We start from the raw sequence: 26,200 nt of genomic DNA on the forward strand, positions 1-26,200 counted from the left end.
CGGCGGGCCGGAACCCCGCTGCGCCGCCTTATCCCTGCACCAGGTAAGGCGGCATGGCTGCGGGCTTGAGCGCCGCCGCCCCTTGGAAACGCTTGAGCCATCTCTCGTCGGCATGCCGCAGGTGTTCATGCAGTGCCCGCGCAGCCTGGACGGGTTTGCGGCAAAGCAGCAGATCGTAGATGTGCACATGTTCGCGCAAGGCGTCCTCGATCAAGCCCAGCGGGATGTGCAGCACGGGATCGAACAGATAGCGGGTAGGCACGAAGAGCACCCGCGTGCGCGAAAGCGCATGCAGGATGTCTTCGTTGGGACAATGCGACAACAGCGTGACGTGCAGGTCGTGCTCCACCACGTCCGTGTCGAATCCTTCGCGCGGGAAGCCGTCCAGAGCGTCCACCACGGTGGCGCGTGCGCGTTCGAGATACGCTGCCGGCACATGCGGTGCAGCCTGGCGCAGCGCCTCGGGCTCGAGCAGCCAGCGCAGTTCGTAAAGATGGTGCGTCTTGTCCGGAGTGACCTTGGCGGCGATCCATCGGCCCAATGAATCCTTGCGTACCAATCCGACGCTGTGCATGCGGGCGAGGACGTCGCGCACCACCGTGCGGCTAACGCCGAAGTGCTCGGCCACTCGCTCCTCCACGATGCGCACGCTCGAAAAAATGACCTGCGCGCAGAGCTCGCGCTCCAGTTGCCCGTACATGCGCTCCCATTGGGGTACGGACAGGATCTGCACGCTGTCGAGCACAGCGCGCCGCGACGGTCCTGCCGCCAGGCCGGGTCGCCTCCCGGCCCGCGGACCCGCCACCTCGTAGCCCCGCCCCGCAGACTCCCGGATCAGCTTCTCTTCGCAGAGCATGCGCAGCGCATGGCGTGCCGGCGAGCGGCTGATCCCGAATGCCTTGGCCACTTCGGCCTCCAGCAGTTTCTCTCCCGCCTGCAGGCGCCCTTCGCCGATCATGTCCTTCAGCAACTGATAGGCACGGCCCTGGATCGACTGCCTGTCCAGGGCCGGGGATAGTTCACTCATCGGTTTCAACATGCTGTTTCAGTCATGGTGCGTCCTCTTGCGCGCAATGGTATCGCGCTTCCCCTCCGCACGTTGCGCGGGCTCCGATTGGGGGATTACCCTAATCAAATGTACTTCGCACACAATGTACATTAATAACCATCGCCAGTGTTCTGGCGCATGGATATCGGGAGTATCGGAACATGAAGTTGGTACGTTGGGGCAGCGCGGGTGCAGAGCGTCCGGGATTACTGGACGACGCGGGCCAGGTGCGCGATCTGTCGGGCCTGATTCCGGATATCGCAGGCGAAACACTGGCGGACGAGGCCATGGCACGCATCGCCGCGTCAGGTGCCGCCGCCCTGCCGGCTGTGCCTGCAGGCACCCGCCTGGGGCCTTGCGTGGGAGCCATTGGCAAGATCGTTTGCATCGGGCTGAACTACCGCGACCATGCCCGCGAAGCCGGGCTCCCCGAGCCCAAGGAGCCGATCATTTTCTTCAAGGCAACCAGCGCCGTCGTCGGCCCCCATGATCCGGTCCTCATCCCGCCCCGGGCGGAGAAGGTCGACTGGGAAGTGGAACTGGGCGTGGTCATCGGCAAGACGGCCCGCAACATCGCCGCGGCCGACTCGCTGCGCCACGTCGCGGGCTACTGCATCGTCAATGACGTATCGGAACGCGCCTGGCAGATGGAGCGCGGCGGCCAGTGGGACAAAGGCAAGTCGGCAGATACATTCGCTCCCATCGGCCCCTGGCTGGTAACCCGCGACGAAGTAGCCGATCCGCAGCGCCTCGCGCTGTGGCTGGAAGTCGACGGCGTGCGCCGGCAGGATGGAAACACCTCCGACATGATCTTCGGGGTGGCGGACCTGGTGGCGTATGTCAGCCAGTTCATGACCCTGCTGCCCGGCGACATCATCGCCACGGGTACGCCGGCCGGGGTGGGCATGGGCTGCACGCCGCCGACATACCTGGAGCCCGGACAGACCCTGCGCCTCGGCATACAGGGGCTTGGGGAACAGCGCAACCCCGTAAGGCTGGCATGACGACCATGCCGGCCGTCATCACCTGCATCGAAGACCTGCGGGAAATGGCGCGCAAACGCGTACCCCGCCTGTTCTACGACTACGTCGACAGCGGCTCCTGGAGCGAATCCACGTACAGAGCCAACGGCGAAGACCTGGCCCGCCTGAAATTCCGCCAGCGGGTAGGCTGCAACGTTGCCGACATCCGCACGGAAGCCACCCTGCTGGGCGAGCCGGCCGCAATGCCTGTAGGCCTGGCGCCCGCCGGGCTGGCCGGCATGGTACATCCCGACGGCGAAATCCTGGCTGCGCGTGCTGCGGCGGACTTCGGCGTGCCGTACGTCCTGTCCACGGTCAGCATCTGTTCCATCGAAGACCTTGCCCGGCATACCTCGCGCCCATTCTGGTTCCAGCTGTATGTCATGAAGGACCGCGATTTCATCGAACGGCTCATCGAGCGGGCCCGGGCGGCCCAATGCTCGGCGCTGGTGCTCACCCTGGACCTGCCGATCCAGGGGCAGCGCCACAAAGATATACGCAATGGTCTCTCGGTACCGCCCCGCCTCACACTGGGCGGGCTCTCCGCGCTGCTGGCGCACCCCCGGTGGTGTGCCGGCATGTTGCGCACGCCGCGCCGCACCTTCGGCAATATCGTCGGCCATGCCAAGGGCGTGTCCGACACGCTGGGTTTCTCGGACTGGGTAAGCCGCCAGTTCGACCGCACGGTTTCATGGGACGACGTGCGATGGCTCAAGCAACGCTGGGGCGGCAAACTCGTCGTCAAAGGCATCATGGACCCGCACGACGCCTGCCAGGCCATCGATGCGGGGGCCGACGCGATCATGGTTTCGAACCATGGCGGCCGGCAGCTCGACGGCGCGCCCTCCACCATCCGCGCCCTGCCCGCCGTGACGCAAGCCGTAGCGGGCCGCGCCCAGGTCTACCTCGATGGCGGCATACGCAGCGGCCAAGACGCGCTGCGCGCGCTCGCGCTGGGCGCTTCGGCCGTCTTCGTCGGGCGCGCATACATGTACGGCCTGGGCGCAGCAGGCCAGGCCGGCGTCGCGCGCTGCCTGGACATCCTGCGCCGCGAGCTGGAGTCCACCATGGCTCTCTGCGGCCTGACCGACATCCGGAATGCAAACCGTGACTTGATCGTCAATCCCTACACCCTGTCAATGCAAGGAGACCACACATGACCCCGATGTTCGGAAACTACAAGATGCACCAGGACAGCGGCGTCAATCCGCCGTACTCGCCCGCGTACCCGGTGGAATGGGAATGCCCGCTGCGCACCGTGGAAGTCGTAACCAGGGTAGACCGGAGCAAAGTCGAAAAGCTGCTGTCCGACACGCCTTTCGAACTGGTGAACGACCGCGTCGCCTTCCGCTTCATGCTCTCGCCCGGGCATACCCTCGCCATCCACGCAGGCCAGATGTTCGACCTGATGGTCACCGTGCCGGTCCGCTACCGGGACCTGTTCACGCAGACGCACATCTTCATGTATTGCAGCGACCCCATGGGCATCTGCGCCGGGCGCGAACTGTTCGGCTACACCAAGAAGGACACGCACTACGCCTTCGACGAAGCTCCCGATGGGCAGATCAGCGGATGGGTACGCCGGCGCAACGTACCGCTGGTCGACTACAAGTTCACGCCCGACGAGAATGCGCCGTTGGTGCTGCTGACCGACGAAGCCGAACAGCCCGGCGGCGAGATTCATGTACGCCGCCTGCCCGATCCCGAGAAAGTGGGCACTGCCTACGCAGACATCGTGTATCGGCGCACGCCACTGCGCTATACCAAGCCGATCCCGGGCCGCATCGACTGGACGCTGCACGCCAGCGAGTACGACCCTATCGCGGCGCTGGAACCCGAAGTGCTGGGCGCTCATTTCATGACTTCGGACGTCTACGGCGGCGGCTTCGCCGTGGAAGACCGCCGCCTGCTCGCCAGGCTGATCCCTTGATATGGCCGGCACAGACCAATCGACGCGGGTGGCGCTGATCACAGGCGCGGCCGGCGGCATCGGCGCCGCCATCGCGCTTGCCCTCGCCCGTCAGGGCTGGCGCTTGTTGGCCACGGACCGCGATGCCGCGGCGCTGGAGGACACACGGCGGCAGTGCCGGGCCCTCGAAGCGGAGGTGGAAACGCTGGTGCTGGACGTGACCAGCGAAGAGGAAGTCGCAGGCGCGGTCGCGAAGGCGATGTCCCGGCACGGCAGGCTGGACGGCTTCGTCAGCAATGCCGGCATTGCAGGCGTGGTGCAGCCCATCGCCCGCTATCCTGCCGACAGCTTCGCGCACACGATGGCCGTCAACGCCATCGGCACCTTCCTGTGCCTCAAGCATGCATTGCCGGCGTTGCGCTCATCGGGCGGGGGCAGCTTCGTGGCGATCGGCTCCACCTCCTCCATCCGCGGACGCGCCAACCTGGCCGGCTACGTGGCAAGCAAGCATGCCGTACTCGGACTGGTCCGAAGCGCCGCGCTGGAAGTGGTGGGCACTGCGGTACGCGTCAATGCCGTGCTTCCCGGCCCTACGCAGACTGCCATGATCGATGCCATCGACGCCATGGCAGCCAGCGGCAGCGCCGGCAAGGTGCAGCGCGCCGTCGCCGTGCCCTATGGCGAGCCCAGGGACGTGGCCGGCGCCGTCGCCTTTCTATTGTCGCCCGAGTCACGCCATATGAACGGCGCTGCCCTCGTCGTCGACGGCGGCAGCACGCTCGCCTAGCCACGCCGCCTTCATCGAGACCCCACACAATCACAAGGAGACAACCCATGCAGACCCTGACGAGCGCCGCATCCCCCGGCCGACCGGCCGCGGCGCAGCACAAGCGTGCGCTGGTTGCCGCATGTATCGGCAACTTCATCGAGTACTTCGACTTCGTCATCTACGGCTATTTCGCGCCCGTCATCGCGCAGCTGTTCTTTCCGGCGGATGATCCGGCCGCCAGCCTGCTCCTGACCTTCGCCGTGTTCGCCATCAGCTACGCATCCCGACCCCTGGGCGGCATCGTTTTCGGCCATCTGGGCGATCGCTACGGACGCAAGACGCCGCTGGCGGTAGCCATCATCCTGATTGCTGCCGCAACCACCGTGATCGGCCTGATGCCGACCTACGCGTCCATTGGCATCGCCGCCCCCATCCTGCTTACCGTCGCCCGCCTGATACAAGGTATCTCGGTGGGCGGCGAGTACGGCGGCGCCACCTCCTTCATTTCGGAATATGCGCCGGCCAATCGACGCGGCTTCTATACCGGATGGCAGACCTTCACCATTGGCCTGGCGCTGCTGGTGGGCGGAGGCGTCGCCTCGTTGATCACGGGCACGCTGACCACCGAGCAACTGCACAGCTGGGGATGGCGGTTGCCCTTCCTTGCCGGCGTGCCGCTCGGCATGGTCGGGCTCTATCTGCGCCTGAAGCTGGAAGAGACACCGCATTTCACGTCGGTGCAGGAACACGCGGAAGTGGAAAAGGCGCCGTTGCTCACCGGCCTGAAACAGGAATGGAAAACCCTGCTCATCGGCATGGGCCTGATTTCCGCGCCGTCCGCCTGCATCTACATCTACTACATCTACTCGCCCACCTATCTCGCCAATGTGCTGGGCTTCAACCTCGCCGATGCCCAGCGCGCCAACCTTTACAGCCTGATCTTCTATTGCGTGCTGCTGCCCTTCTTCGCCTTGCTCAGCGACATCGTGGGCCGCAAGCCGCTGATGCTGGCGAGTTCCCTGGCCATAGCATTGGTGACCTATCCCGCATTCCACCTGCTCGACCCGACAGACTTCAACCAGACCGTACTGGGGTTGTGCCTGATGAGCCTGGCCTTCGCCCCGCACTCCGCCACCGCGCTGTGCGCCATGTCGGAGATCATGCCGACCAAGCTGCGCTATACGGGCTTGTCCGTGAGCCTCAATATCCCCGTTACGCTGCTCGGCGGCACGGCGCCTTTCCTGGCCACCTATTTCGTGGCCCGCACCGGCAACCTGCTGTCGCCCTCATGGATCGTCATCGGCGCGGCCATACTTACGTTGCTGGCAGTGCTGGCCTATCGGGAGACCCTGAAGACCGGGTTGCGGTAACAGAAGGCCGCGCCACCGGAATGGCGCGGCCCGTTTCACTGCGCCGCAAGCGCCGGGTGCTGGGGCAGCAGGCTTGCGGCCGGCGATGAAGTGGATTTGGATTTATCCCGCTTTCACGGACAGGTTAGGGCTTGGTTTTCAAGCCGGAACGGGTTCAGGTATTGCTTGATTTGAGCGTTCGAAGTTGGCAGGCGACAGATACCCCAGGCCGGAGTGTCGGCGCCGCGGGTTGTACCAGCCCTCGATGTAACTGAACAGCGCCATGCGGGCCTCGGTCTTCGTTTTAAAGACGTTGCGTTCAATCAGTTCACACTCGAGCGTAGCGAAGAAGCTCTCGGCCATGGCGTTGTCATAGGCATCGCCCACGCTGCCGGTCGAAGGTCTGACACCCATTTGCGCGCAGCGCTTGCCGAAGGCCACACTGGTGTATTGACTGCCCTGATCGCTATGATGGATGACCTCGTCGGGCTTGCGCTGCGCCAGCGCCATGTTCAACGCGGTCAGCACCAGATCGGTCGTCATGCGTTCGCCGATGGACCATCCCACCACACGCCGGCTCCAGACATCGAGCACGATGGCCAGGTAGACGAACCCCGCCCAGGTTGGCACGTAGGTCATATCCGCTACCCACAACTGATTCGGGCCATCGGCCTGGAAACGTCGGTTGACCAGGTCGGCCGGCGGGCGCTGGCGAGGCTCGCGCTGCGTGGTGATCGTAAAGCCCCGACGCTTGCTGACTCCGCGCAACTTGGCCGCGCGCATCAACCGGGCGATGCGCTTACCCCCGACACGCACGCCGTGCTCGGCCAGTTCGGCCCGGATACGCGGCATGCCGTAAGTCTGGCGCGAGTCGGCGTGGATCGTGCGGATACGCTCGCTGAGCACTGCATCGGCGATCGCCCGCTTCGATGGCCCTCGGTGCTGCCAGTCGTAGAAGCCGCTGTGCGACACGCCGAGTATTCGGCACATGGCTCTCACGGGGAAGTCGGCCTGGTGCGCGCTCATGAGTTCGAAGACGGCGTGGACGTCTTCTCGCTTTTGTTTGCGAACCAGGCCGTAGCCTTTGCCAGGATGTCGCGCTCCATCTGGACCTGGCGCAGTTGGCGACGCAGTCGGATGAGTTCTTCACGCTCGGCCTCGTTCAAGGCACTGCCTGCCGACTTGGCCGGCTTGTCTGCCTTCAGGCCGGCAGCAGCCACCCAGTTGACGACCGTCTGGGCCGAGCAACCGAACTCCTGGGACAGCTCGGCAGGAGTTCGGCCGGCTGCGACCAACTCCACGATCTGCTGGCGAAATTCCGCCGGATACGGCGGGCGTGTCTTGGGCATTGCGGACTCCTTGTTCCACTAAGGGTAAGGTGTCCGTCAAACCGGGGCAAATCCAATCACAACGCTCGTCCGTTCATAGAGCTTGCTCAGAAGGTGGAAGAGCAGTGCTCCCCCTGAGGCGCTGAACGGCAGGTATCCCAACTCGTCGAGGATGAGCAGATCAAGGCGGACCAAGGTCTCTGCGATCTGCCCCGCCTTGCCTTTAGCCTTCTCCTGCTCAAGCGCGTTGACCAATTCGATGGTCGAGAAGAATCGGACCTTTCGACGGTGATGCTCGATCGCCTGGATGCCGAGGGCGGTGGCGACATGTGTTTTTCCTGTGCCCGGTCCGCCGACAAGCACGATATTCTGCGCGCCGTCGATGAACTCGCATCTATGCAATTGGCGCACCGTCGCTTCGTTGATTTCGCTGGCGGCGAAGTCGTATCCGGAGAGGTCCTTGTAGGCTGGGAAGCGGGCAGCCTTCATGTGATAGGCGATGGACCGGACCTCGCGCTCGGCCATCTCGGCTTTCAGCAACTGGGACAGGATCGGCACGGCTGCATCAAAGGCTGGAGCACCTTGCTCGATCAGGTCACTGACGGCTTGGGACATGCCATACATCTTCAGGCTTCGCAGCATGATGACGACGGCGGCACTGGCTGGATCATGACGCATGGCGACCTCCAACGATCCGGACACGCAGGCCATCATAGCGTTCGACATTGGCCTTGGGTTCGCGCAGCAAAGTCAGTGCCTGTGGCGTATCGACGTCGGGACCGTCAGTCGTCTTATCGTCGATCAGCATATGCAGCAGGTTTAGCACATGCATTTTGGTTGCCACGCCTTGATCCAAAGCCAATTCCACAGCACTGATGACGGCCTGTTCGTTGTGATGAAGGACGAGGGCAAGGATATCGGCCATCTCACGATCACCACCAGGGCGGCGCAGCATCTGCTCCTGCAGCTGTCGAAAGGCCAGCGGCAATTCCAGGAAGGGTGCGCCATTGCGCAGTGCTCCAGGCTTGCGCTGGATGACCGCAAGGTCATGGCGCCAGTCGTAAATCGTCCTCGGCGGTTTGTCGTGGCTGCGTTCTATGATCCGCGGATGTTCGCAAAGGATATTGCCCTCGGCCGCAACGACCAGTCGCTCGGGATAAATCCTCAGGCTGACGGGCCGGTTCGCAAAAGACGCAGGCACGCTGTAACGATTGCGCTCGAAGGTGATCAGGCATGTCGGCGAGACGCGCTTGCTCTGCTCGACGAAGCCGTCAAACATGGCGGGGAGCGCCATCAATGCTGCCCGCTCATCAGCCCAAACATCCGCGATCGAGCCGGACAAGGTGCCATGCGCTGTCTCCCGCCACAGGTCCTGGCAATGCTGTTCCAGCCAGATATTCAATGCCCCCAAATCTGGAAAGTCGGGCATCTGTTGCCACAGCCGCGGTCGGGCATCCTGGACGTTCTTCTCGACCTGCCCCTTCTCCCAGCCCGCGGCGGGATTGCAGAACTCTGGCGCAAAGACGTAATGGTTCGTCATCGCAAGGAAACGGATGTTGACCTGTCGCTCCTTGCCGCGGCCCACACGATCGACCGCTGTCTTCATGTTATCGTAGATGCCACGACCAGGCACGCCGCCAAACACGCGGAAGCCGTGCCAATGGGCGTCAAACAGCATCTCATGCGTCTGCAACAGGTAGGCCCTGACAAAAAACGCGCGACTGTGCGATAGCTTGATATGCGCGACCTGAAGCTTCGTGCGCTCGCCGCCTATCACGGCATAGTCCTCACTCCAATCGAACTGGAATGCTTCGCCTGGTCGGAAAGACAGCGGAACGAATATGCCGCGGCCCGTCGTCTGCTGCTCACGTTGCCGATCAGCCCGCCAATCACGAGCGAATGCGGCGACCCGACCATAGGAGCCGGTAAAGCCGAGAACCACCAGATCGGAATGAAGCTGCTTCAGTGTTCGGCGCTGCTTGCGCGACTTTCCGGTCTCGGTCTTCAGCCAGGCCGCGAGTTTGTCGGCAAAAGGATCAAGCTTGCTCGGTCGTTCCGGTACCGTGAACGTCGGCTCTATCGTACCCGCGCTCAAATACTTCGCGATCGTGTTGCGCGACAGACCGGTGCGCCGGCTGATCTCGCGGATCGACTGCTTCTCTCGCAGCGCCATGCGCCGGATGATGTTTAAAAGTCCCATGTGGATCACTCCGCTGCCCCCGTCGCTCACCGCGTTGGGGGGAAGGTTCACATGGCTCAGTTCTCAATGGAAATTATCTGCCTAACTGGCTCAGTTCTGCGTGGAAACCAACAGCCTCACCGCAATCAGCTGTTCACGCAGCCACTGATGTCCTAAATCTTCGTCAAAGCGCGGATGCCAACCGACCTGCAGCTGGAACGGATCGAATGCGAATGGGAGGTCGAAGCGGTCGATCATGTGATCAAAGCGGTGTAGGAAGCGCTCAGGCAACGTCGCCAGGCAGTTCGTGCGCTCAAGTATCGGTGGCACCGCTGTGTAGTACTGCACGGATACCGTGGTGTGTCGATAATGCCCCAGCTCTGCAAGAAAATCATCGATCCCACTGTGATAACTGCCATTGGTAGACACCAGCACATGCTCATAAGCGCAGTATTGCTCCAGCGTCATTGCAGCCGTGCCGCGAGGATGCCCTTTGCGTTGGGCCACCTGAAACCTGTCGTCGACCAGATCATGGGTGCGCAAACCAGGGGGCATGAAGGCTCGGGTGCCGATCACCAGGTCGATGCGGCCGCGAGCTGCAAGATCCAGGACCTCATCCCGGGGTATCTGGAGCATGGCCAATCTAATGCCTGCATACGACTGCTTCCGAATGCACTCGATGAGATCCAGTCCAATCGTCATCGCGGCATTGTCATTGAGGGCGATCGTGAAATCGCGCTTGGCCGTGCTGGGATCGAAAGCGTAGGGCGCCTCGACAAGATCCTCAAGCCGTGTCAGCAACTCATGCAGGGGTGATTTCAGCTGCGCTGCACGTGGCGTCAACCGCATACCTCGGCCGCGCTCGGCCGGCACCAGCAAAGGATCATCAAGCACCTGCCGCAAGCGGGCCAATTGGGCTGAGAGTGCAGGCTGGCTGATGGCTAAGCGTCGTGCTGCACGAGTGACGTTGGCCTCTTCAAGCAGAACATCCAACGACACCAGTAGACCCATGTCGTGCTTCTTCATAACTTTAATCTATTGCTAGCTACTATCAAATATCAATTTTACAGATCCATTCCTGGCGCTGTCTAATCTCGCTGTACACCCTGCTACAGGAGAATAGTCATGCATACCTACGAAACAAAGCTTGCTTTGGCCAAGCAGTTTCATGCCGCACTGACCCGCCGCGACTGGCAGGCGATCCGTAAGCTTCTTACCGACGATGCCACCTGGGTTCTGCCCGGAGACAATCAGATCTCTGGTCCAGCGGTCGGTGCGGAAGCAGTCGTTGCCAGAGCTGAGCTAATTGCCAGCTTCGGCCTGAATTTCGAGCTCAAGCACATTCTGGTAAGCCGGGATAATGTCGCGCTCTCGCTGCATAACACTGCACGCCGGAATGACCTCGTACTGGACGAGCATCTGGCTACGGTCTGCACCTTGCGCGATGGCAAGATCGCTGCTATCGAGACCTACCTGTCCGACCTGCCGGGCATGAATGCCTTTTTTGCCAGGGACTGAAGGTTCGAGGTCAAGGCGACGCCCTCGGTCGAGAGTGGAGCTTGGCCGAGCTTGCCGATGCCCATGCCGTCATAGCCCGATCGGCGAACTCGGCCCGCCATTGCTATCGCGCCGAGTCAGGCCTGCGCTACCGGCTCCTAGGAAACCATCATGGCGTCGACTTGGTCACGTCAGCGCAGTTCACTTGCGCTACGGCCATGACGCCTATATGATTCGTATACGTTTCATATACAACTAGACACATGGGTATCGTGAACATCGACGACGATCTGCATGACCAACTGCGCAAGGCCAGCGCAGTATCGTGCCGGTCGATCAACGCACAGGCAGCCTTCTGGATCAGGATCGGCATGCTGTGCGAAATGAATCCAACGCAAAGCTTCAACGATATCGTTGCCCGTGAACTGCGGGCCGCGGGCGTTGTGGCACAACCCATCAAGATGGGGGCGGCATGACCAAGCGGCCAGAAGAAATTGCGCTGATGGCAGAGTCAGGCCAGCTTTTGGCGCAGGTGTTCAGCCATCTTGATCGGCTGAACCTGATCGGCATGTCCACGATGCAGGTCAACGATCTGGTCGATGACCTCATCGTCCATGAACTCAACGCACGTCCGGCCAGCAAAGGGCAATACGGTTACGCCTACGCGCTAAACGCCTCCCGCAACCATGTGGTCTGCCACGGCGTTCCTTCCGCCGAGGACGTCCTGCAAAACGGAGACATCGTCAATTTCGACATCACGCTGGAAAAGAACGGCTACATCGCCGATTCCAGCAAGACCTATCTGGTGGGCGAGGTGTCGCAGCCGGCGCGGCGGCTCGTGCAAGTAGCTTATGAGGCGATGTGGAAAGGCATCCAGGCCGTCCACCCGGGCGCTACGCTCGGTGACGTGGGCCACGCCATCGAGCGGCATGCCCGCAGGAATGGCTATTCAATCGTTAGGGAATACTGCGGGCACGGCATCGGCCGGGAGATGCACGAGCCGCCGCAGGTGTTGCATTGGGGCAAGCCGCGAACGGGGCTAGTACTGCGCGAAGGCATGGTTTTCACCATAGAGCCGATGGTGAACCAAGGACGACGTGCCATTCGAACTGAGGACGACGGCTGGACGGTCGTCACGCGCGACGGGCAACTGTCGGCTCAGTTCGAGCATACCGTTGCCGTCACCGAGAGCGGCGTGCGTGTCTTGACACTGCGCCCGGGCGAAAAAGCGTTGCACTGATCCAGTGTGGTAGCGATACGGACTTTCGCTCAGGACCTGACTTTGCCTTCGGGTAAGAACACGCCGTTGCCGGCGTGCTCTCGGTGCGTGTCAAGGTAGTTGTCGCCTGATCTCATGCAGCTAATCGGTTACTTGTCATGCTGTCGGCTTTGCCTCGGCGCGCCCGCATCGCGGTCGGGATTGAGGGTGACGGCGCCAACGCGGCTCCAGTTGCGGGTCGGTCCGGTCCTGCGCTGCGGATGACGCTGGCGGGCAAGCTCGTATACCCATCTGCGTGCCTGCAACTGGACCTCATCCTGACCGGCATGGCGAACGGCCGGGGCCACGAAGCGCAGCCCGCTGTGCAGGTGCTCGTGGTTGTACCAGTGCACGAACTGCGCCGCCCACGTCCGTGCAACGCCCTTCGGGGGGCGAGCTTTTCGCCGCGTATTAGCTGCGAGGCGCTTCGATTGCGCACCGCCGCGATGTCCGCTTCACCCCTTCCCTGGCAGTGAACGGCAGAAATTCTCAATCAATGGAGTCAATGCATCCGGTGTTTCTAACATAGGCAAATGCCCTGCATCTGGTACTACGGTCATGACGGCTTGCGATACGCGGGGAAGTAATTCTTTCCTCAGTACCTCGGGCGAATCCACGCGATCCCGCTCGCCTGCAATAACAAGCGTAGGTACGTCGATGGCACCTACCTGTCCAGTGATGTCTTCCAAGCTGGTCGCTCTGGGCCAAGCTAGCTTGGCCGCTGGCGCGCCACGCAAGCTGTCCGCGATCACTTGTTCGCGATCCTCCGCTGACAGTGGGAGGGCCGTCAGCACGTTGTCGATAGTCGCCTCCACTGTTTCGCGATTTGCGTAGGCTCCTGCCATCATTTCGCGTGCCTCTTTCGGCAAGATCATTGGCGATGGCGGTGAAGGAGCGATGAGAACCAGCCCGACCAGTCCGACAGGCCGCCGCGACGCCATAAGCTGAGCAACCTTGCCTCCCATAGAGTGACCGATCAGAACGTAGCGCTTCGGGTGCAGCGCTGCGATCACGCCCTCCGCATCGGCTGCAAGGTCTGCCAGCCCGTAGCCCATCGAAGGCGCGTCGGATTGACCCCAGCCGCGATGATCGAGAGCAAGCGTATGGAAGTTCGGCGCCAGCCTGGAGCAGACATGCTTCCAAGTGCGAGACGAGCCGCCCCAGTAATGCAGAAAAACGAGTGACGGATCGCCTTGCCCTTGTTCCTCGACATGGATCTCTATGCCGTTCGATTCGACCTTCATTGGAACATCCTTTTGCTAAAGCCCACCGGGGATCGGCTGGCTACAGTGCTAGGCTAGACCCATTCCGTTCGGCCGATAATTGGCCTAGATTTATTACCACCTGATAATCAGGATATCGAATGAGGTGGTATGGATAGATTGCTCAGCATGGCGGTGTTCGTCTCCGCAGTCGAAGAAGGCAGCTTGGTAAGCGCCGCTCGGCGGTTTGGCCTGTCACCCTCGATGGCGGGCAAGCACGTTTCCGCGATCGAGGGACAGTTGAAAGTTCGGTTGCTTCAACGCAGTACGCGCAAGTTGACGCTAACAGATGTAGGGCGGTCCTACTACACGCGATGCAAGCGCTTACTGGAAGAGTACGAGGACGCGAATCGCGAAGCCCAGGACGCGCAACAGAGTGTGCGTGGAATGTTGCGCGTGGCTGCGCCGACAACCTTTGGGGCACTGCATCTTGGTCGCGTTGTATCGAATTATCTGGCTGAATACCCCGATGTCTCGATCGAGACCACGCTGAGCGATCGCTATGTCGATCTACTGGCAGATGGCATCGACATTGCTATCCGCATCGGCCGTCTGCAAGACTCCGATCTCGTTGCTCGGCGGCTCGCCTCGTGTCGCATGATGTTCTGCGCAGCGCCATCCTTTTTGGCACGACATGGCGAGCCGAAAACCGTCGAACAGCTCCGCCAGGCACCTCGGCTCGCTTTCTCCCAGGCGGTTTCAGCCGGAGACTGGAGCGTCACGGATGCTAACGGCCAGACCCATCACATTGATGGTGCGATCCGGCTCGCTGCAAACAACATGCAGATGCTGCTAGCGGCAGCGCTGACAGGGGCGGGGGTGGTCTACGGCCCCAGCTTCGTGTTCGAGCAGTCCATCGCCAGCGGTGCGCTTCGTGTCCTGCTGGCCGACCACAAAACAACTGATTTGGCGATTCATGCCATCTATCCGAGCAAGCGGCATGTGTCGTTGAAAGTTCGCCGCTTCATCGAGCATCTGAGCATGAGCTTCGGCGACACGCAGCCATGGGATCTCATGCATAGGAGCACTACGGCTTGAGGTTGCCCCTGAGCCCTGGAATGCATAGCCCCAGCCCTGAGAATGCCGGGCGTTGGACGCGCCCCAAACGTAGCGTGGCGGTTGCCTTGCTCAAACAGCAGTCGAGCGCTTGTCTTCGTGGTGCGTCCGCTGGCCTCGCCTCTAGGCCGGCAGAAGCCCGGTTGCCCTGTAGCTCGTGATCAACGTATCGAAAAGACTTAAGTCGGAACGCCCACGTGCCATCAGCTGCGCTCCTGTGATTGCAGCATAGATGGCCTGCGCGCGTTCTTTCGCGATGTTCGGATTGACAATCCCGGCGCTCGCCAAAACCTTAGCCAGCCATGTGATATGCACATCAGAGAATGTTCGAACTTCTTGCCTCACATTCTCGGGAAGGTCATCGTATTCAGCCGTCATGAAACTGCACAGGCAGATGCGGTTGTCGTTCTCCAGCGCCTTCCTGAACATATTGGGATATCTGCGCAAGCAATCTGTGGGGTCCGGAAGCCTATTCAACAGTTCTTCCAATTGCGTCGACGAATTTTCCCAGTATCGCCTGGCAACTGCAGCAGCGAGAGCCGCCTTGCTCGGGAAATGATGGTAAAGACTTGCAGGTTTGACACCGACTTCTTCGGCCAAGCGGCGAACGCTCAAGCCACCGTAACCGTGCGCCTGGGCGATTCGTGTTGCAATGGACAAGATCTTGTCACTGGAGTTCGTGTTTCTCTGACTCTCCACGGCTGTCGCCCTCGACTTGTGTAATGACGCTCCACTGCGGTATCTTGTCTTGCGACCGTCTGGTTACGAGTACGTCGAACGGCCTACCTGCGAGCAAATGCGGGTTGGCTCTTTACGCTGGGGCGCATTTTCATCCTTTCGTACCATGCCAAGAGCGCCGTGCATTCGGCGGGTACCGCCAAGTCGACGATATCAGCGAATATCAGTCCGGCGATGACCGTAATGTCGGCCATGGAGAACGCGTCGCCGGCAACATAAGCTCGCTTGCGAAGCACATCGTCGAAATAATGCATGCCTCGCAAGGCCTTGTCGCGCTGCCTGAGTCCCCATTCCCTGTTCTGGTATTGCTCCACCAGTGGCCCCAAACCCGGCGTTCCATGGTGGAAGTAAACACTGATGGCGTCAAGCAGCTCCAGTTCGGCGCGCTTGCTCATCATGTGAATCATTCCCCTCTCGAACGCTGTGGAGCCCGTCAAAACCGGACCGCCGACAAGCGCATCGAGATACTCCGTGATGGCGGTGCACTCGGCAATGCACGTTCCATCCGCAAGCTCAAGCACCGGAACCGTTCCGGAGTAGTTTTTATCCGAGATGAACCTGGGATCCTTGTGCTCCCCCTTGCGGAGATCAACCATCACGAACTCCACGCGTGACTGGAGGTTTTTTTCTGCTAGGGCGATCCGGACACGCGTCGGGTAAGGGCCCCGAGGGAAGTCGTAGATCTTCAGCGGAAATCCCGCCTCACCATCGACTGGTCCTGCAACCGCACTCATTCGAGAACTCTCCATGTGGTGAATTCGTATCGGTCAACAACCGATAACGATCCGAGAATACCTAACGATCGTTAGTTAGAATGCTATTCCGTAGCAATGGCGATGTCAACTGCATCGCCGTCGCACCTGCCGGTCAAGCCATGTGATCGTTTGCACTCCCCAGCGACACCTCATTCGCCTCCGACCGCTGGGTTGCATTCATGCGTGACCAAGCGCGCCGGGATGAGGTTCGTCAACGAGATTGTGCGCATCACAAATGAAGCACTGAAGTCCGCTGCCGCGGCTGTTGCTGGACTCTGGCGGCGCAACCTCGGCGAGGGCTCAAGCGCGATCTCGCCCAGCGCAGTCTGCTGCCGGGGATGGTGGAATCGGCGTTGTTGATGGGGCATTGCAACAGTGCCGATGTATGATCCGCCTGGCATCGGCCTCTCGAGTGCGTGATCGCCTTTGGCGTCACGATGACTCCTCCCCTGGAAATGCTTATTGCTGCCTTTTGATGGCGTTTCAACTCGTCGCCAAGTATTTTGCCGTGAAGTCAAGAAACGCGCGCACTTTGGCGGACGACACCTCGCTGCGTTCCAGGTAGGTCGCGTAGATGTCGGCGTTGGGTAGCTTCCAATCCCCCAGCAATGGAATCAGTTCGCCCCGGGCCAGGTAGGGTGCGATTTCCCATGCTGAGCGGATGGCGATGCCATGGCCGTCCAGCGTCCAGCGCAGCACGGCGTTGCCATCGTTGCTCGATAGCACATTGTCGACTTTGACCGTCTCGGTGGACTTTCCGCGGCGGAAATGCCAAGCGCCGTAGGCCGCATCGTTTTCCCGAACGATCAAGCAGGCGTGACGCACCAAGTCGTGCGGAACGTTCGGCTTACCGTTCTGGGCAACATAGGCCGGCGAAGCGCATAAAAGACGGTGATTGCGCAGCAACAACCTTGCATTGATCCGGGTGCTGGGGGGATCGCCGAAGCGGATGCCGATGTCATAACCGTGTTCGCGCAGGTTCAAGGGCTGGTCGGTCAATTGCAGTTGCACCCGTATGGCGGGATAGCGGGCAACGAACGCCGAAATGGCCGGTGCCACCCGCGCACGACCGAAACCGTATGAGGCATTGACACGGAGCAGTCCGGCCGGTTCGGCATGGCCGCGGATCAGCACTTGCTCAAGTTCCTGCAATTCCCCGAGCAGGCGTGATCCCTCGGCCAGGTAGCGTTCGCCCTCCGGCGTGAGTGTCAGGCGTCGTGTCGTGCGATGGGTCAGGCGCACGCCGAGCCGCTTTTCCAAATGCGCCAGGCGCTTGCTGACCGCTGGCGGGGTGACGCCAAGTTCGCGCGCGGCCGCAGCCAAGCTGCGATGGCGCGCCACTAGGGTGAAAAGGCGGATGTCGGAGAACTCGGACATGATGCTCCAATTCGTTCTTATAAGTTATGAATTGAATAAATATAATTCAATAACGCCGTTCTGATGCAGGAATAGAATGGCCGTCGGAACATGGAGGCAAGGGATGTTCGAAGGCTTTTCCGACGTATCCGCCACGGTCGATGGCATCAAGATTCATGCGTTGATGGCCGGCACCGGGCCGGCGCTGCTTCTGCTGCATGGACACCCTCAGACACACGCGATCTGGCACAAGGTGGCTCCGACGCTGGCGCGGCAATTCACGGTTGTCGTTGCGGACCTGCGCGGCTATGGCGACAGCGGGAAGCCGCCAGGCGAGCCAGACCACGCCAACTATGCCAAGCGTCGGATGGCCTTGGACCAAGTGCGATTAATGCAGGCGCTGGGCCTGCCGACGTTCGCGGTGATCGGTCATGACCGGGGTGGTCGGGTCGCGGCGCGGATGGCGCTGGATCATCCAGATGTGGTATCCCGCCTGGTCACGCTGGATGTGGCACCCACGCTGGCGATGTACCAGCAGACCTCATTCGAATTCGCGCGCGCCTACTGGCACTGGTTCTTCCTCGTGCGACCGTCGCCTTTCCCAGAGACGTTGATCCGGGCCGACCCGGATCTCTACCTGAAGCAGACCATGGGAGCCCGCAGTGCCGGCCTGAAGCCTTTCGCGCCGGAGGCCTATGCTGCCTATCTGCGTTGCCTGTCCGATCCGGCAACCGCACATGGCATCTGCGAGGACTACCGTGCCTCGGTAGGTATCGACCTCGAACACGATCAGGCCGATCTTGCCGCGGGCAAGCAGATCCAATGTCCCTTCCTGGCATTGTGGGGACGCGATGGCGTGATCGAACGGTGCTTCGACCCTCTGGCCGAGTGGCGCCGCTGGAATCCCGGCGTAAAGGGTATGGCGCTGCCCTGCGGCCACTACATCCCGGAGGAAGCACCCGAGGTGTTGCTCGATCACGTCCTCGCCTTCCTGCCTTCATGAATGTCCTCGAGCCTGCCCATGCCAGCGACGACGCTTTACCGAAAACTGGTCGATTCGCACACCGTCGAACGCCTGGATGTCGACAACGTGCTGCTATATGTCGACCTGCACATCATGAACGAATACACCAGCCCACAAGCTTTTGCAGGACTGGCGCAACGTGGATTGCGGGTGCGGCGCCCACACCAGCAAATGGGCGTGGTCGATCACGTCATCCCCACGCGCCCGGTGCCGATCGCGGCGCGTACGATCGACATCGCCCCCGCCGCACGGCAAGCGGCGAACTTTGCCGCCAACTGTGCTGAGCAGGGGATCGAGCTGTTCGACGTGCGTGATCCGATGCAAGGAATCGAGCATGTCGTCGCGCCGGAACTTGGCCTGATCCGTCCCGGCATGGTCGTATTATGCGGCGACAGCCATACCACGACCTACGGTGCCCTCGGGGCACTCGGGTTCGGGATCGGCACGTCGGAAGTGGAGCATGTGCTTGCCACGCAGACTCTGGTGTACCGCGTGGCCAAGGACATGCGAATCCAAGTCGATGGTCGACTGCCTCTGGGGACGACGTCCAAGGACCTGATCTTGCACATCATCGCCAAGATCGGAGCACAAGGCGCGCGTGGCTATGCGGTCGAGTATGTCGGCGAAGCTATCGCCGCACTGTCCGCCGAGGCGCGCATGACCTTGTGCAACATGACCGTGGAAGCCGGTGCCCGCGCGGCGCTGATCGCGCCTGACGCGATCACATCCGACTACGTGTCCGAGCGGATCTGCGATATGGACGACGCTGCGCTGGCGGCCGCGCACACGGCATGGAAGCAACTCCGCACGGACGCATCGGCGCGTTTCGATGCCGAGCATCGCTTCGATGCTTCCGAGGTCGCCCCCTATGTCACCTGGGGGACCAGTCCCGACCAGGCGCTGCCGGTGAATGGCACCGTGCCGCCATTGAGCGACGCCTCGGGTGATATCGAGAAGGCAACTTGGCACAAGGCGCTGGATTACATCGGCTTGGCGCCTGGCACGCCGATCGAAGGTATTCCGATCGACCGCGTGTTCATCGGTTCGTGTACGAATGCCCGCATCGAGGACCTGCGCGAGGTGGCGCGGGTGGTGCAGGGGCGCAAGGTTGCACCAAGCGTGCGGGCGATGGTGGTGCCTGGCTCCGGGCTGGTCCGTGACCAGGCCGAACGCGAAGGGATCGCGCAGGTGCTGGTCGAGGCAGGGTTCGAATGGCGACAGCCGGGCTGTTCGATGTGCCTGGCGATGAACGACGACGTACTCGCGCCGGGCGAGCGTTGCGCCTCTACGACCAACCGCAACTTCGAGGGTCGGCAGGGCCGGGGCAGCCGCACGCATCTGATGAGTCCGGCCATGGCTGCCGCTGCCGCAATCGCCGGACGCATCGTCGACATTCGCAAGGAGTTCCGTGCATGAGCGAAACGCACCGTATCACAGGCGTGGCGGCGCCATTGCCAATCGGCAACCTGGACACCGACCAGATCATGCCCAAGCAGTTCCTGCTGGGGATCGACAAGAGCGGATTGGCAGACGGACTGCTGCATGACCTGCGTTTCGACACCGAAGGGCGGCTTCGCCCGGACTTCGTGCTCAACCGTCCGGAATATCGCGGCTCGCGCATTCTGTTGGGCGGGGCGAACTTCGGCTGCGGATCGAGCCGGGAGCACGCGGTATGGGGATTGCAGCAGGCCGGGTTCGATGCTGTCGTCGCGCCGAGTTACGGAGAGATCTTCTATTTCAATGCGATGAACAATCGCCTGCTGCTTGTCACCTTGCCGCCGGAGCAGGTCCAGGCGTTGATGGACAGCGTGGCGCATGGCCAGGAAAAGCGCCTGACCATCGACGTGGAGAAGCAAATCGTTTCCACGCCGCAGGGCGATGAATATCCCTTCGATTTGCAACCCAGGCAGAAGCGGATGCTGGTCGATGGCTTGGACATGATCGGCATGACCTTGCGCGATGCAGCAGCCATCGACCGGTTCGAAGCTGAGCATTGGCAGGTACGTCCCTGGTGCCGTGTCGATATCGCCAGGACGCGGGCAAGAAAACGCGGTGCGGGCTTGAATTCCGTACGCAGCCAAGGACAGGCCTTGTCCTCCGAAAAGGAAAGGTAGCGATGAACATGGCGATCATGGGGAACGGATGGTTAACGTTCAGCCACTGCCTGCTTGCGGCGGCTGGGCGATGTGTATTTCACGACAGGGACACGGAACCCCCTACCGAGATGCGGCCGTGTCGGATTCGCTGATGAAGTTCATCGGCGTCTTGCCGAGCCGCCGTTTGAACATGGTGGAAAACGCGCTGGGGCTGTCGTAGCCCAGATCCAGCGCCACCTGCGTGACGGACCGCCCAGCCGATAGCCGGGGCAGCGCCGCCAGCAGGCAGGCTTGCTGCCGCCATGCCCCGAAACTCATGCCCGTCTGCTGGTGAAAGAACCGGGTGAAAGTGCGCAGGCTCTTGTGCAGCCGTTGCGCCCACATCTGCGGCGTGGCCTGGATGCTGGGCGACTTCAGGAACGCCTTGCACAGCCGTGCAAGCTGGCGGTCTTGGGGGATCGGCGCGAACAGGGGCATCGTCTGCGTCTGGCGCACTTCGTGCAGCAGCAACTGCGCCAGCGCACCGTCGCGCCCGTCCTCGTCGTACAGCGCGGGCATGTCCGCCGAGGCCAGCAGCAACTGGTGCAGCAGAGGGGAGATGACCAGCGCCTCGCAGTGATCTGCCGGGCGCGGCGCGGCAGCCGGCTCGATGTAGAGGCTGCGCGTACTCACACCCTGCATCCGCACGCGGTGGGGTTTGCCGGCGGGAATCCACACGCCGCTGTACGGTGGAATGGCCCATGCGCCATCGTCCGTTTCCACTTCCATCACCCCGCTCATGCCGTACAGCACCTGGGCGCGCCGGTGCGTATGGGTGTCGAGCAAGGTGCCCGGCGGGTAATCGGTGCCGATGGCCAGCACGGGGCGCGCCACGGCATCCACGGAGTCCAGCGGTATGTTGCGCATGGCAATGGATGGCCTAAACAAAAGGATTATTGACCAATCAGCGAGAGACAGCCAATTCGGCGCACCCTATCGTGAAGTTTCGTCCTCTCACGATGCGGTTTCCGCCATGTACTTCCTGCTTTTGTTCTTTGGTTTCCTCGCCGGGATAACGACCGTGCTGTTCGGCTTCGGCGGTGGCTTCGTCGTCGTGCCCGTGCTGTATTCCGTGCTCCTGGCTACGCATGGCGGCAGCGCCGTGGGCGACGCCGCCATGCACGTGGCCGTTGCCACGTCCACCTGCGTGATGATCTTCGGTGCGGGGCTGGCGACGATGCGCCATCACAAAGCTGGCACGGTGCCGTGGGATCAGGTGCGCCCGCTACTGGGCTACATCGCCGTGGGCGCAATACCGGGCGCGGCTGCCGCATTGGCATTGAGCGGGGACTGGGTACGCTGGGCCTTCATCTTCTACCTGGGGTTGACGATCCTCGACAGCATCCTGCGGCCGGGCTTCACCCAGGAAACGGCTGCGCGGATTCGTCCATGGGGACGGTGGATGACCGCTGCCGCAGGCACGGCGATTGGTGCGATCGCCGCCTTCCTGGGCGTGGGCGGCAGCGTGATGACCGTGCCGCTGATGCGCCGCCGCGGCGCCAGCATGACCGCTGCGACAGCAGCGGCCAACCCACTGTCGCTGCCAATGGCCGTGGTCGGCTCGGCGACTTATGCGCTGCTGGCGTGGAACGATGCACCGCTGGGTGCATGGCACGCGGGTTACATCGACTTGCGCGCTTGCGCGGTCTTGGCGGTTGGTTCATGGCTGGGTATCCGGGCCACATCGAGGTGGATTGGCCGGATTCCCGATACCATTCACGCCAAGGCATACATCACGCTGCTGTGCGTCGTTCTGCTGGTGATGCTGGTGGCTTAGTCTTCTCTGCCTCTAGCTGTGATCTCTCAGTAGGTTGTTCATCCGGGGCTCCTGGGGGCTGGTTTGGCTTCGTAACCCCCATCTTCCAGAGATGCCCCGGATGAACAACCTACTGAGAGATCACAACTAGTCCACAATGCAGGTCAACGATCTGATCGTTGGCCTCATCGCCCACGAGCTCAAAGCGTTCCCGGCCAGCAAAGGGCAGTACGGGTACGTCTATGCGCTCAACGCCTCCCGCGACCACGTGGTCTGCCGCGGCATTCCTTCCGCCGAGGACATCCAGTAGGACTGGGGACATCGTCTAGGCTCAAGTCGCAACAACCAGATACGTGGCCGTTGTCATCGCCGATATCAATCTCGGCCAGCAATCAAGCCACATCGGCGTCCGATGTGAACAGCTTGGGCCACGGGGCCGGATCGGCCCATACCCATCCACTGCACACAGTCAGCTCATGGCACGCGCGTAGGTCCGGATCAGCGAGTCGGGGCAGACAAGGATGGTGAAAACGGGGCGAGGTGGTCTCCGCTTTGTTTGTCGCGTCGAGGACTGGTTTCGGTTCGACTGCCACCGGATTGGCTTCCCTCCGGTGTTGTCCCATGGACTCTTGCGCTGTTCCTCATGCCGCTCGCGCTCGCCCAGCATGGATTGCTACGGCCATCGCCATTCTGGCGTTGGCCACTCGCGCCGCCGCTTCGGAAGTCTGGGTCGTTACCGACTCGCATCATCCGGTCCTTGGCCAGGCTGACCGACACCTCATCCTGGACGCGGCCGCGGTGCTCGAAGCGGAGCTGGCCGACAACCTGCCCACCGATCCTGAGCGCGCCAGCGCCATCGTCCAGCAACGCCTGAAATTGGGCGGTACAGACCTGCAGCGAAGGATCGGCACCGCCTACCAGGGTATTGCCGATGCCTGGAGCCTTGGCGTCACCAAGATTCCCGCCATCGTGGTGGATCGCCGATACGTGGTCTATGGCGAGACGGACGTGGCCCGTGCGGTAGCCCGCATCGACCAATACCGGAGAACGCAGCCATGACGAGGCGTCCGTTCGCGCCATCCCGGCGCCAGCGGTTGGCCATCGCTGCGCTGCTGCTGGGGTGTTCCGCATCGTCCTTTGCACTGAACACCGCCACCATCGTGGCCTTCACCCTGTCGCCGGATTGCCTGGAATACCGCGTCACCGGCATCTGCTATTGGCTCTATTGCACCTGGACGGGATGCACCGTACGCACCTCGGTCAAGGTGCGCCACTACATCCCGGATGCAGTGGTGTCGAGCTACTCGAACACCGGCGAGAACCCTTGGGTCGAGGTGCGGGCGATGAGCCTGCCGAACCCGACCGCGAAGGCCGGCGGCGACGGCACCACCAACGAGGATCACGAGAACAACCTGGCGAAGTTCAAGAACGCCGACGTCATCGGCCATCCGGGTGGCTATGTGTTCAGCCAGTTCGCCAGCGCCTCCGGCTACACCTGCGAGGGCGCCGGCACCGCCTTCATGCCCTATCTGCTGAGCACGCTCGACACGCTGGCATGGCGCTACAACATCCCCGAGGCGCTGTATCCGGAAGCACTGATTCCCGGCCGGCGCGAGATCGGCACGCGCACGGCCATGAATCTCTGGGGCAACGTCTATCCGCGTGGCGGCTTCCTGCACCAGGTGGATGACCACAAGGCCGCAGCCGTGGTCGCCCAGCGCGCGGGTGACATCGTGACGCGCCGCAACCAGATCCACGTCTACCAACCGCTGCTCGCCAGTTCGCGCGATGGCTACTGGCCGGCCGGCGCCCTGATGGAAACCGATGCCGCCACGGGCAAGTGGCAGGAGCTGACCCCCACGCTGTCCAGCAGTTGCGCGGTATTCCCCCACGGCAATGCCAAGGTGCAGGCCCGGCAAGGCGACTACGCCTGGGCATTGTGGCGTCCCTATAGCTGCTGCCAGCGCCGCGGCCAGGTGTTCCTCGGCAGCGTCGATTTCCTGTGAGGCCCGATGCCATGACGACTCCACCGCCGAGCGCCCGTCGATTTCTTTGCGTCGCATTGGCCGTTGCAGCAATGTGCTGCTCCGGCGCCGGGGCGCAGACCAGCGTCAACGAGTACGGCGTCCAGCATCAGGGCAGCGTGATCGGCGACGACGTGCTCTACAGCATTGGGGGCGGCCGCGCGGTATCCATGAGCGGTGCGGCCAACATGCACTCCATCGGTGTTGGCGTCGGCTGGAACAGCAACCTGATCTGTGGCGACATGAGCATCACCACCACGCTGCAGAACCAGTTGAACGGCATCACCAACGGCTTCCAGGCCATCATGTCCTCGGTGATCCAGAACGCCACCGCTGCCGTGGCGTCGCTGCCCGCGCTGATCATCCAGCGCGCCGATCCAGGGCTGTATAACCTGCTGACCAATGGGGTGCTGCAAGCCAGGCTGGATTTCGATCGCAGCAAGCTGACCTGCCGTGCCATCGCCAACCGCATGGCCGACATGGCGGGTGGGCAGCTCGGCTGGGGCCAACTCGCCGAAGGCATGGCGCTGAAGCAGGCCGTCGCGAGCACCGATGCGGTCTCGGCCATCGACGACGCCGAGGCGAACCGTGGCAACAATGGCGTACCGTGGGTCGGCGGAGACAACGCCGGCGGCGCGGGCCAACGTCCGGTGCGCGTGGTCGGCGACGTGACCCGCGCCGGCTACAACCTGCTCAATGGCCGTGGCGTCGGCGATGCCAGTTCGATTCCGCAAGCCAGTTGCGGCGGCAACATGGCCTGCCAGACCTGGAGTTCGCCCGATGCCGCCGCGGCCTGGGCCGTTCGCGTGCTGGGCGAGCAGGAACAGCGCACCTGCGATGCATGCACCAAGACCGTCACCACGCCGGGCGTTGGCCTGACCCCGCTGATCCAGGAGGAATACGAGGACAAGCTGCAGGCCCTGCAGGAGTTGGTCGCCGGCAGCCGTCCAACCACGGCGCAGAACCTGCAGGCTGCGGGTAGCGCGTCGCTGCCCATCACCCGTGGCGTGATCGAGGCGCTGCGCGACGAGACGGACCAGGACATCCTGGCTCGGCGCCTGGCCTCGGAGGTTGCGCTGGCCAGCGTGCTGGAGAAGGCGCTGCTGCTGCAACGCACGCTGCTGACCGGGCGCAAGGAGCCCAACGTGGCCGCCAACGAACTGGCCCAGAAGGCCGTCACCCACGAAAGCGACATCCTCGATCGCGAGATTCACAACCTGAAGGCAGAGCTGGAGCTGCGCCGCGAACTGGCCAGCAACTCGCCGATGGCGATCATCCAGCGCCACAGCACCCGCGCCGCCGGTGCGCGTGGCATCTACGAGGGCGACCCGGTACGCAATCGGGTCGATGAATTGCAGCGGCCGCCGTCCGGCGGAAGCCATCCATGAGTGCCGCAGGGCGGTGCCCGCGCTGGCTGTCCAGCCGGCGTGCCATCCGGGTACTGGTGTGGGCGGTGTCGCTGCTGATCGCCGCGATCGCCGTCAATGTGGTCGGCATCCGCATCGCGGGCAGCATCGAGGGCTGGCAGCGCTGGATGGCGGCGCAATCCGGGGCCTTCCTGGTCTGGCGGTTGTTGCTCTACGCCATCACTGCCTGGGGTTGGCTCTGGATGCGCCGTCGCCTGCGCACGCGGGAACCGGAGCGCGCTGCCGGGCAGCGACTGCTGCGCGCGGAGGTTGCGGCCATCGTCGCCGTGATCGCGCTGGAAGCCAGCCTGCTGATGCAGGCACGGTAG

General features: G+C 62.4%; 27 protein-coding genes and 2 pseudogenes. 18 read left to right on the forward strand and 11 right to left on the reverse strand.

Annotated elements, in window-relative coordinates:
• Window positions 1–28: 28 nt before the first annotated feature.
• Entirely contained in the window at window positions 29–1,027 is a 999-nt protein-coding gene (locus ACYBYQ_RS17885) for a GntR family transcriptional regulator (RefSeq protein ID WP_459615792.1), read from the reverse strand.
• Between the two features lie 182 nt (window positions 1,028–1,209).
• On the opposite strand from ACYBYQ_RS17885, the gene ACYBYQ_RS17890 reads away from it, so the two are divergent.
• Genes ACYBYQ_RS17890 through ACYBYQ_RS17910 form a run of 5 tightly spaced genes read left to right on the forward strand, consistent with a single transcriptional unit; the run spans window position 1,210 to window position 6,118 of the window.
• Window positions 1,210–2,052, forward strand: coding sequence for a fumarylacetoacetate hydrolase family protein (locus tag ACYBYQ_RS17890; protein WP_459615793.1), 843 nt, complete (start codon window positions 1,210–1,212; stop codon window positions 2,050–2,052).
• A gap of 5 nt (window positions 2,053–2,057) precedes the next feature.
• Window positions 2,058–3,230 (forward strand): alpha-hydroxy acid oxidase, encoded by a 1,173-nt coding sequence (locus ACYBYQ_RS17895; protein ID WP_459618819.1) that lies wholly within the window; start codon window positions 2,058–2,060, stop codon window positions 3,228–3,230.
• On the forward strand, window positions 3,227–4,000 hold the full coding sequence (locus ACYBYQ_RS17900) for an acetoacetate decarboxylase family protein (RefSeq protein WP_459615794.1): 774 nt from the start codon (window positions 3,227–3,229) through the stop codon (window positions 3,998–4,000). The genes ACYBYQ_RS17895 and ACYBYQ_RS17900 overlap by 4 nt, the downstream gene beginning before the upstream one ends.
• Before the next feature lies 1 nt (window position 4,001).
• On the forward strand, window positions 4,002–4,766 hold the full coding sequence (locus tag ACYBYQ_RS17905; protein ID WP_459615795.1) for an SDR family NAD(P)-dependent oxidoreductase: 765 nt from the start codon (window positions 4,002–4,004) through the stop codon (window positions 4,764–4,766).
• A gap of 47 nt (window positions 4,767–4,813) precedes the next feature.
• Complete coding sequence (locus ACYBYQ_RS17910; RefSeq protein WP_459615796.1) at window positions 4,814–6,118, forward strand: MFS transporter; 1,305 nt, start codon at window positions 4,814–4,816, stop codon at window positions 6,116–6,118.
• A gap of 138 nt (window positions 6,119–6,256) precedes the next feature.
• Here the strand turns inward: ACYBYQ_RS17910 and ACYBYQ_RS17915 are convergent.
• The 4 genes and pseudogenes from ACYBYQ_RS17915 to ACYBYQ_RS17930 form a co-directional block, all read right to left on the reverse strand.
• Window positions 6,257–7,446, reverse strand: a protein-coding gene (locus tag ACYBYQ_RS17915) for an IS3 family transposase (RefSeq protein WP_459614343.1) whose coding sequence is annotated in 2 segments (ribosomal slippage) — window positions 6,257–7,176 and window positions 7,176–7,446 — 1,191 coding nt in all. Because the reading frame shifts where the segments join, the coding sequence is not laid out codon by codon here.
• Window positions 7,447–7,500: 54 nt separating this feature from the next.
• Window positions 7,501–8,103, reverse strand: a pseudogene (istB, locus tag ACYBYQ_RS17920) (IS21-like element helper ATPase IstB); the annotation flags it as partial.
• A complete protein-coding gene (gene istA / locus ACYBYQ_RS17925) occupies window positions 8,093–9,625 on the reverse strand; it encodes an IS21 family transposase (RefSeq protein WP_459615797.1) in 1,533 nt (510 codons plus the stop codon). The gene istA and the pseudogene istB, both read right to left, overlap by 11 nt.
• Window positions 9,626–9,715: 90 nt before the next feature.
• Window positions 9,716–10,630 carry a LysR family transcriptional regulator gene (locus tag ACYBYQ_RS17930; protein WP_230592673.1) on the reverse strand — a complete coding sequence of 305 codons (915 nt, stop codon included), beginning with the start codon at window positions 10,628–10,630 and terminating at the stop codon, window positions 9,716–9,718.
• Between the two features lie 99 nt (window positions 10,631–10,729).
• Here ACYBYQ_RS17930 and ACYBYQ_RS17935 point away from each other — a divergent pair, with 99 nt between their 5' ends.
• The 3 genes from ACYBYQ_RS17935 (at window position 10,730) to map (ending at window position 12,341) form a co-directional block, all read left to right on the forward strand.
• Window positions 10,730–11,122, forward strand: coding sequence for a nuclear transport factor 2 family protein (locus ACYBYQ_RS17935; protein ID WP_001554375.1), 393 nt, complete (start codon window positions 10,730–10,732; stop codon window positions 11,120–11,122).
• Between the two features lie 242 nt (window positions 11,123–11,364).
• Window positions 11,365–11,577 (forward strand): ParD-like family protein, encoded by a 213-nt coding sequence (locus ACYBYQ_RS17940; RefSeq protein ID WP_009618131.1) that lies wholly within the window; start codon window positions 11,365–11,367, stop codon window positions 11,575–11,577.
• Window positions 11,574–12,341 (forward strand): type I methionyl aminopeptidase, encoded by a 768-nt coding sequence (gene map, locus ACYBYQ_RS17945; RefSeq protein ID WP_009618130.1) that lies wholly within the window; start codon window positions 11,574–11,576, stop codon window positions 12,339–12,341. Before ACYBYQ_RS17940 ends, map begins: the two co-directional genes overlap by 4 nt.
• A gap of 128 nt (window positions 12,342–12,469) precedes the next feature.
• Here map and ACYBYQ_RS17950 read toward each other — a convergent pair whose 3' ends face one another.
• Window positions 12,470–12,712, reverse strand: coding sequence for a hypothetical protein (locus ACYBYQ_RS17950; protein WP_052754977.1), 243 nt, complete (start codon window positions 12,710–12,712; stop codon window positions 12,470–12,472).
• A 102-nt stretch (window positions 12,713–12,814) separates the two neighbouring features.
• The gene (locus ACYBYQ_RS17955; RefSeq protein ID WP_009618129.1) at window positions 12,815–13,603 is read right to left on the reverse strand and encodes an alpha/beta fold hydrolase; all 789 of its coding nucleotides are present in this window, start codon (window positions 13,601–13,603) and stop codon (window positions 12,815–12,817) included.
• A gap of 129 nt (window positions 13,604–13,732) precedes the next feature.
• Here ACYBYQ_RS17955 and ACYBYQ_RS17960 point away from each other — a divergent pair, with 129 nt between their 5' ends.
• Complete coding sequence (locus tag ACYBYQ_RS17960) at window positions 13,733–14,659, forward strand: LysR family transcriptional regulator (protein WP_009618128.1); 927 nt, start codon at window positions 13,733–13,735, stop codon at window positions 14,657–14,659.
• A gap of 141 nt (window positions 14,660–14,800) precedes the next feature.
• Here ACYBYQ_RS17960 and ACYBYQ_RS17965 read toward each other — a convergent pair whose 3' ends face one another.
• The 3 genes from ACYBYQ_RS17965 to ACYBYQ_RS17975 all read right to left on the reverse strand — a co-directional run bounded on the left by ACYBYQ_RS17965 (window position 14,801) and on the right by ACYBYQ_RS17975 (window position 17,547).
• Window positions 14,801–15,376, reverse strand: a complete 576-nt coding sequence (locus ACYBYQ_RS17965; RefSeq protein WP_024128187.1) for a TetR/AcrR family transcriptional regulator — start codon at window positions 15,374–15,376, stop codon at window positions 14,801–14,803.
• 83 nt (window positions 15,377–15,459) lie between these two features.
• Window positions 15,460–16,149 carry a glutathione S-transferase gene (locus tag ACYBYQ_RS17970; RefSeq protein ID WP_009618127.1) on the reverse strand — a complete coding sequence of 230 codons (690 nt, stop codon included), beginning with the start codon at window positions 16,147–16,149 and terminating at the stop codon, window positions 15,460–15,462.
• Window positions 16,150–16,653: 504 nt separating this feature from the next.
• On the reverse strand, window positions 16,654–17,547 hold the full coding sequence (locus ACYBYQ_RS17975) for a LysR family transcriptional regulator (RefSeq protein ID WP_088928724.1): 894 nt from the start codon (window positions 17,545–17,547) through the stop codon (window positions 16,654–16,656).
• 103 nt (window positions 17,548–17,650) lie between these two features.
• On the opposite strand from ACYBYQ_RS17975, the gene ACYBYQ_RS17980 reads away from it, so the two are divergent.
• Genes ACYBYQ_RS17980 through leuD form a run of 3 tightly spaced genes read left to right on the forward strand, consistent with a single transcriptional unit; the run spans window position 17,651 to window position 20,664 of the window.
• A complete protein-coding gene (locus ACYBYQ_RS17980; RefSeq protein ID WP_043223427.1) occupies window positions 17,651–18,529 on the forward strand; it encodes an alpha/beta fold hydrolase in 879 nt (292 codons plus the stop codon).
• Window positions 18,530–18,547: 18 nt separating this feature from the next.
• Window positions 18,548–19,966 (forward strand): 3-isopropylmalate dehydratase large subunit, encoded by a 1,419-nt coding sequence (gene leuC / locus ACYBYQ_RS17985; RefSeq protein ID WP_043223483.1) that lies wholly within the window; start codon window positions 18,548–18,550, stop codon window positions 19,964–19,966.
• Window positions 19,963–20,664 carry a 3-isopropylmalate dehydratase small subunit gene (gene leuD, locus ACYBYQ_RS17990; protein WP_459615798.1) on the forward strand — a complete coding sequence of 234 codons (702 nt, stop codon included), beginning with the start codon at window positions 19,963–19,965 and terminating at the stop codon, window positions 20,662–20,664. Before leuC ends, leuD begins: the two co-directional genes overlap by 4 nt.
• A gap of 102 nt (window positions 20,665–20,766) precedes the next feature.
• On the opposite strand, the gene ACYBYQ_RS17995 is transcribed toward leuD, so the two are convergent.
• Window positions 20,767–21,552 (reverse strand): AraC family transcriptional regulator, encoded by a 786-nt coding sequence (locus ACYBYQ_RS17995; protein WP_459615799.1) that lies wholly within the window; start codon window positions 21,550–21,552, stop codon window positions 20,767–20,769.
• Window positions 21,553–21,658: 106 nt separating this feature from the next.
• On the opposite strand from ACYBYQ_RS17995, the gene ACYBYQ_RS18000 reads away from it, so the two are divergent.
• The 6 genes and pseudogenes from ACYBYQ_RS18000 (at window position 21,659) to ACYBYQ_RS18025 (ending at window position 26,200) form a co-directional block, all read left to right on the forward strand.
• Window positions 21,659–22,462, forward strand: coding sequence for a sulfite exporter TauE/SafE family protein (locus ACYBYQ_RS18000; RefSeq protein ID WP_027350552.1), 804 nt, complete (start codon window positions 21,659–21,661; stop codon window positions 22,460–22,462).
• A gap of 130 nt (window positions 22,463–22,592) precedes the next feature.
• Window positions 22,593–22,745, forward strand: a pseudogene (locus ACYBYQ_RS18005) (type I methionyl aminopeptidase); the annotation flags it as partial.
• A gap of 317 nt (window positions 22,746–23,062) precedes the next feature.
• Window positions 23,063–23,500 (forward strand): TIGR03757 family integrating conjugative element protein, encoded by a 438-nt coding sequence (locus ACYBYQ_RS18010; RefSeq protein WP_032958302.1) that lies wholly within the window; start codon window positions 23,063–23,065, stop codon window positions 23,498–23,500.
• Window positions 23,497–24,447 carry a TIGR03756 family integrating conjugative element protein gene (locus ACYBYQ_RS18015; protein ID WP_459615800.1) on the forward strand — a complete coding sequence of 317 codons (951 nt, stop codon included), beginning with the start codon at window positions 23,497–23,499 and terminating at the stop codon, window positions 24,445–24,447. The genes ACYBYQ_RS18010 and ACYBYQ_RS18015 overlap by 4 nt, the downstream gene beginning before the upstream one ends.
• Before the next feature lie 11 nt (window positions 24,448–24,458).
• A complete protein-coding gene (locus ACYBYQ_RS18020) occupies window positions 24,459–25,853 on the forward strand; it encodes an integrating conjugative element protein (protein ID WP_043223424.1) in 1,395 nt (464 codons plus the stop codon).
• A complete protein-coding gene (locus tag ACYBYQ_RS18025) occupies window positions 25,850–26,200 on the forward strand; it encodes a hypothetical protein (protein ID WP_287497682.1) in 351 nt (116 codons plus the stop codon). Before ACYBYQ_RS18020 ends, ACYBYQ_RS18025 begins: the two co-directional genes overlap by 4 nt.

The sequence above is a fragment of the Bordetella sp. 2513F2 genome (assembly GCF_054642735.1).

Coding starts and splice junctions, on each gene's coding strand:
- ACYBYQ_RS17885 (WP_459615792.1), bottom strand. CDS start 1,027: ATGAGTGAACTATCCCCGGCCCTGGACAGGCAGTCGATCCAGGGCCGT.
- ACYBYQ_RS17890 (WP_459615793.1), top strand. CDS start 1,210: ATGAAGTTGGTACGTTGGGGCAGCGCGGGTGCAGAGCGTCCGGGATTA.
- ACYBYQ_RS17895 (WP_459618819.1), top strand. CDS start 2,058: ATGCCGGCCGTCATCACCTGCATCGAAGACCTGCGGGAAATGGCGCGC.
- ACYBYQ_RS17900 (WP_459615794.1), top strand. CDS start 3,227: ATGACCCCGATGTTCGGAAACTACAAGATGCACCAGGACAGCGGCGTC.
- ACYBYQ_RS17905 (WP_459615795.1), top strand. CDS start 4,002: ATGGCCGGCACAGACCAATCGACGCGGGTGGCGCTGATCACAGGCGCG.
- ACYBYQ_RS17910 (WP_459615796.1), top strand. CDS start 4,814: ATGCAGACCCTGACGAGCGCCGCATCCCCCGGCCGACCGGCCGCGGCG.
- istA (WP_459615797.1), bottom strand. CDS start 9,625: ATGGGACTTTTAAACATCATCCGGCGCATGGCGCTGCGAGAGAAGCAG.
- ACYBYQ_RS17930 (WP_230592673.1), bottom strand. CDS start 10,630: ATGAAGAAGCACGACATGGGTCTACTGGTGTCGTTGGATGTTCTGCTT.
- ACYBYQ_RS17935 (WP_001554375.1), top strand. CDS start 10,730: ATGCATACCTACGAAACAAAGCTTGCTTTGGCCAAGCAGTTTCATGCC.
- ACYBYQ_RS17940 (WP_009618131.1), top strand. CDS start 11,365: ATGGGTATCGTGAACATCGACGACGATCTGCATGACCAACTGCGCAAG.
- map (WP_009618130.1), top strand. CDS start 11,574: ATGACCAAGCGGCCAGAAGAAATTGCGCTGATGGCAGAGTCAGGCCAG.
- ACYBYQ_RS17955 (WP_009618129.1), bottom strand. CDS start 13,603: ATGAAGGTCGAATCGAACGGCATAGAGATCCATGTCGAGGAACAAGGG.
- ACYBYQ_RS17960 (WP_009618128.1), top strand. CDS start 13,733: ATGGATAGATTGCTCAGCATGGCGGTGTTCGTCTCCGCAGTCGAAGAA.
- ACYBYQ_RS17970 (WP_009618127.1), bottom strand. CDS start 16,149: ATGAGTGCGGTTGCAGGACCAGTCGATGGTGAGGCGGGATTTCCGCTG.
- ACYBYQ_RS17975 (WP_088928724.1), bottom strand. CDS start 17,547: ATGTCCGAGTTCTCCGACATCCGCCTTTTCACCCTAGTGGCGCGCCAT.
- ACYBYQ_RS17980 (WP_043223427.1), top strand. CDS start 17,651: ATGTTCGAAGGCTTTTCCGACGTATCCGCCACGGTCGATGGCATCAAG.
- leuC (WP_043223483.1), top strand. CDS start 18,548: ATGCCAGCGACGACGCTTTACCGAAAACTGGTCGATTCGCACACCGTC.
- leuD (WP_459615798.1), top strand. CDS start 19,963: ATGAGCGAAACGCACCGTATCACAGGCGTGGCGGCGCCATTGCCAATC.
- ACYBYQ_RS17995 (WP_459615799.1), bottom strand. CDS start 21,552: ATGCGCAACATACCGCTGGACTCCGTGGATGCCGTGGCGCGCCCCGTG.
- ACYBYQ_RS18000 (WP_027350552.1), top strand. CDS start 21,659: ATGTACTTCCTGCTTTTGTTCTTTGGTTTCCTCGCCGGGATAACGACC.
- ACYBYQ_RS18010 (WP_032958302.1), top strand. CDS start 23,063: ATGGACTCTTGCGCTGTTCCTCATGCCGCTCGCGCTCGCCCAGCATGG.
- ACYBYQ_RS18015 (WP_459615800.1), top strand. CDS start 23,497: ATGACGAGGCGTCCGTTCGCGCCATCCCGGCGCCAGCGGTTGGCCATC.
- ACYBYQ_RS18020 (WP_043223424.1), top strand. CDS start 24,459: ATGACGACTCCACCGCCGAGCGCCCGTCGATTTCTTTGCGTCGCATTG.
- ACYBYQ_RS18025 (WP_287497682.1), top strand. CDS start 25,850: ATGAGTGCCGCAGGGCGGTGCCCGCGCTGGCTGTCCAGCCGGCGTGCC.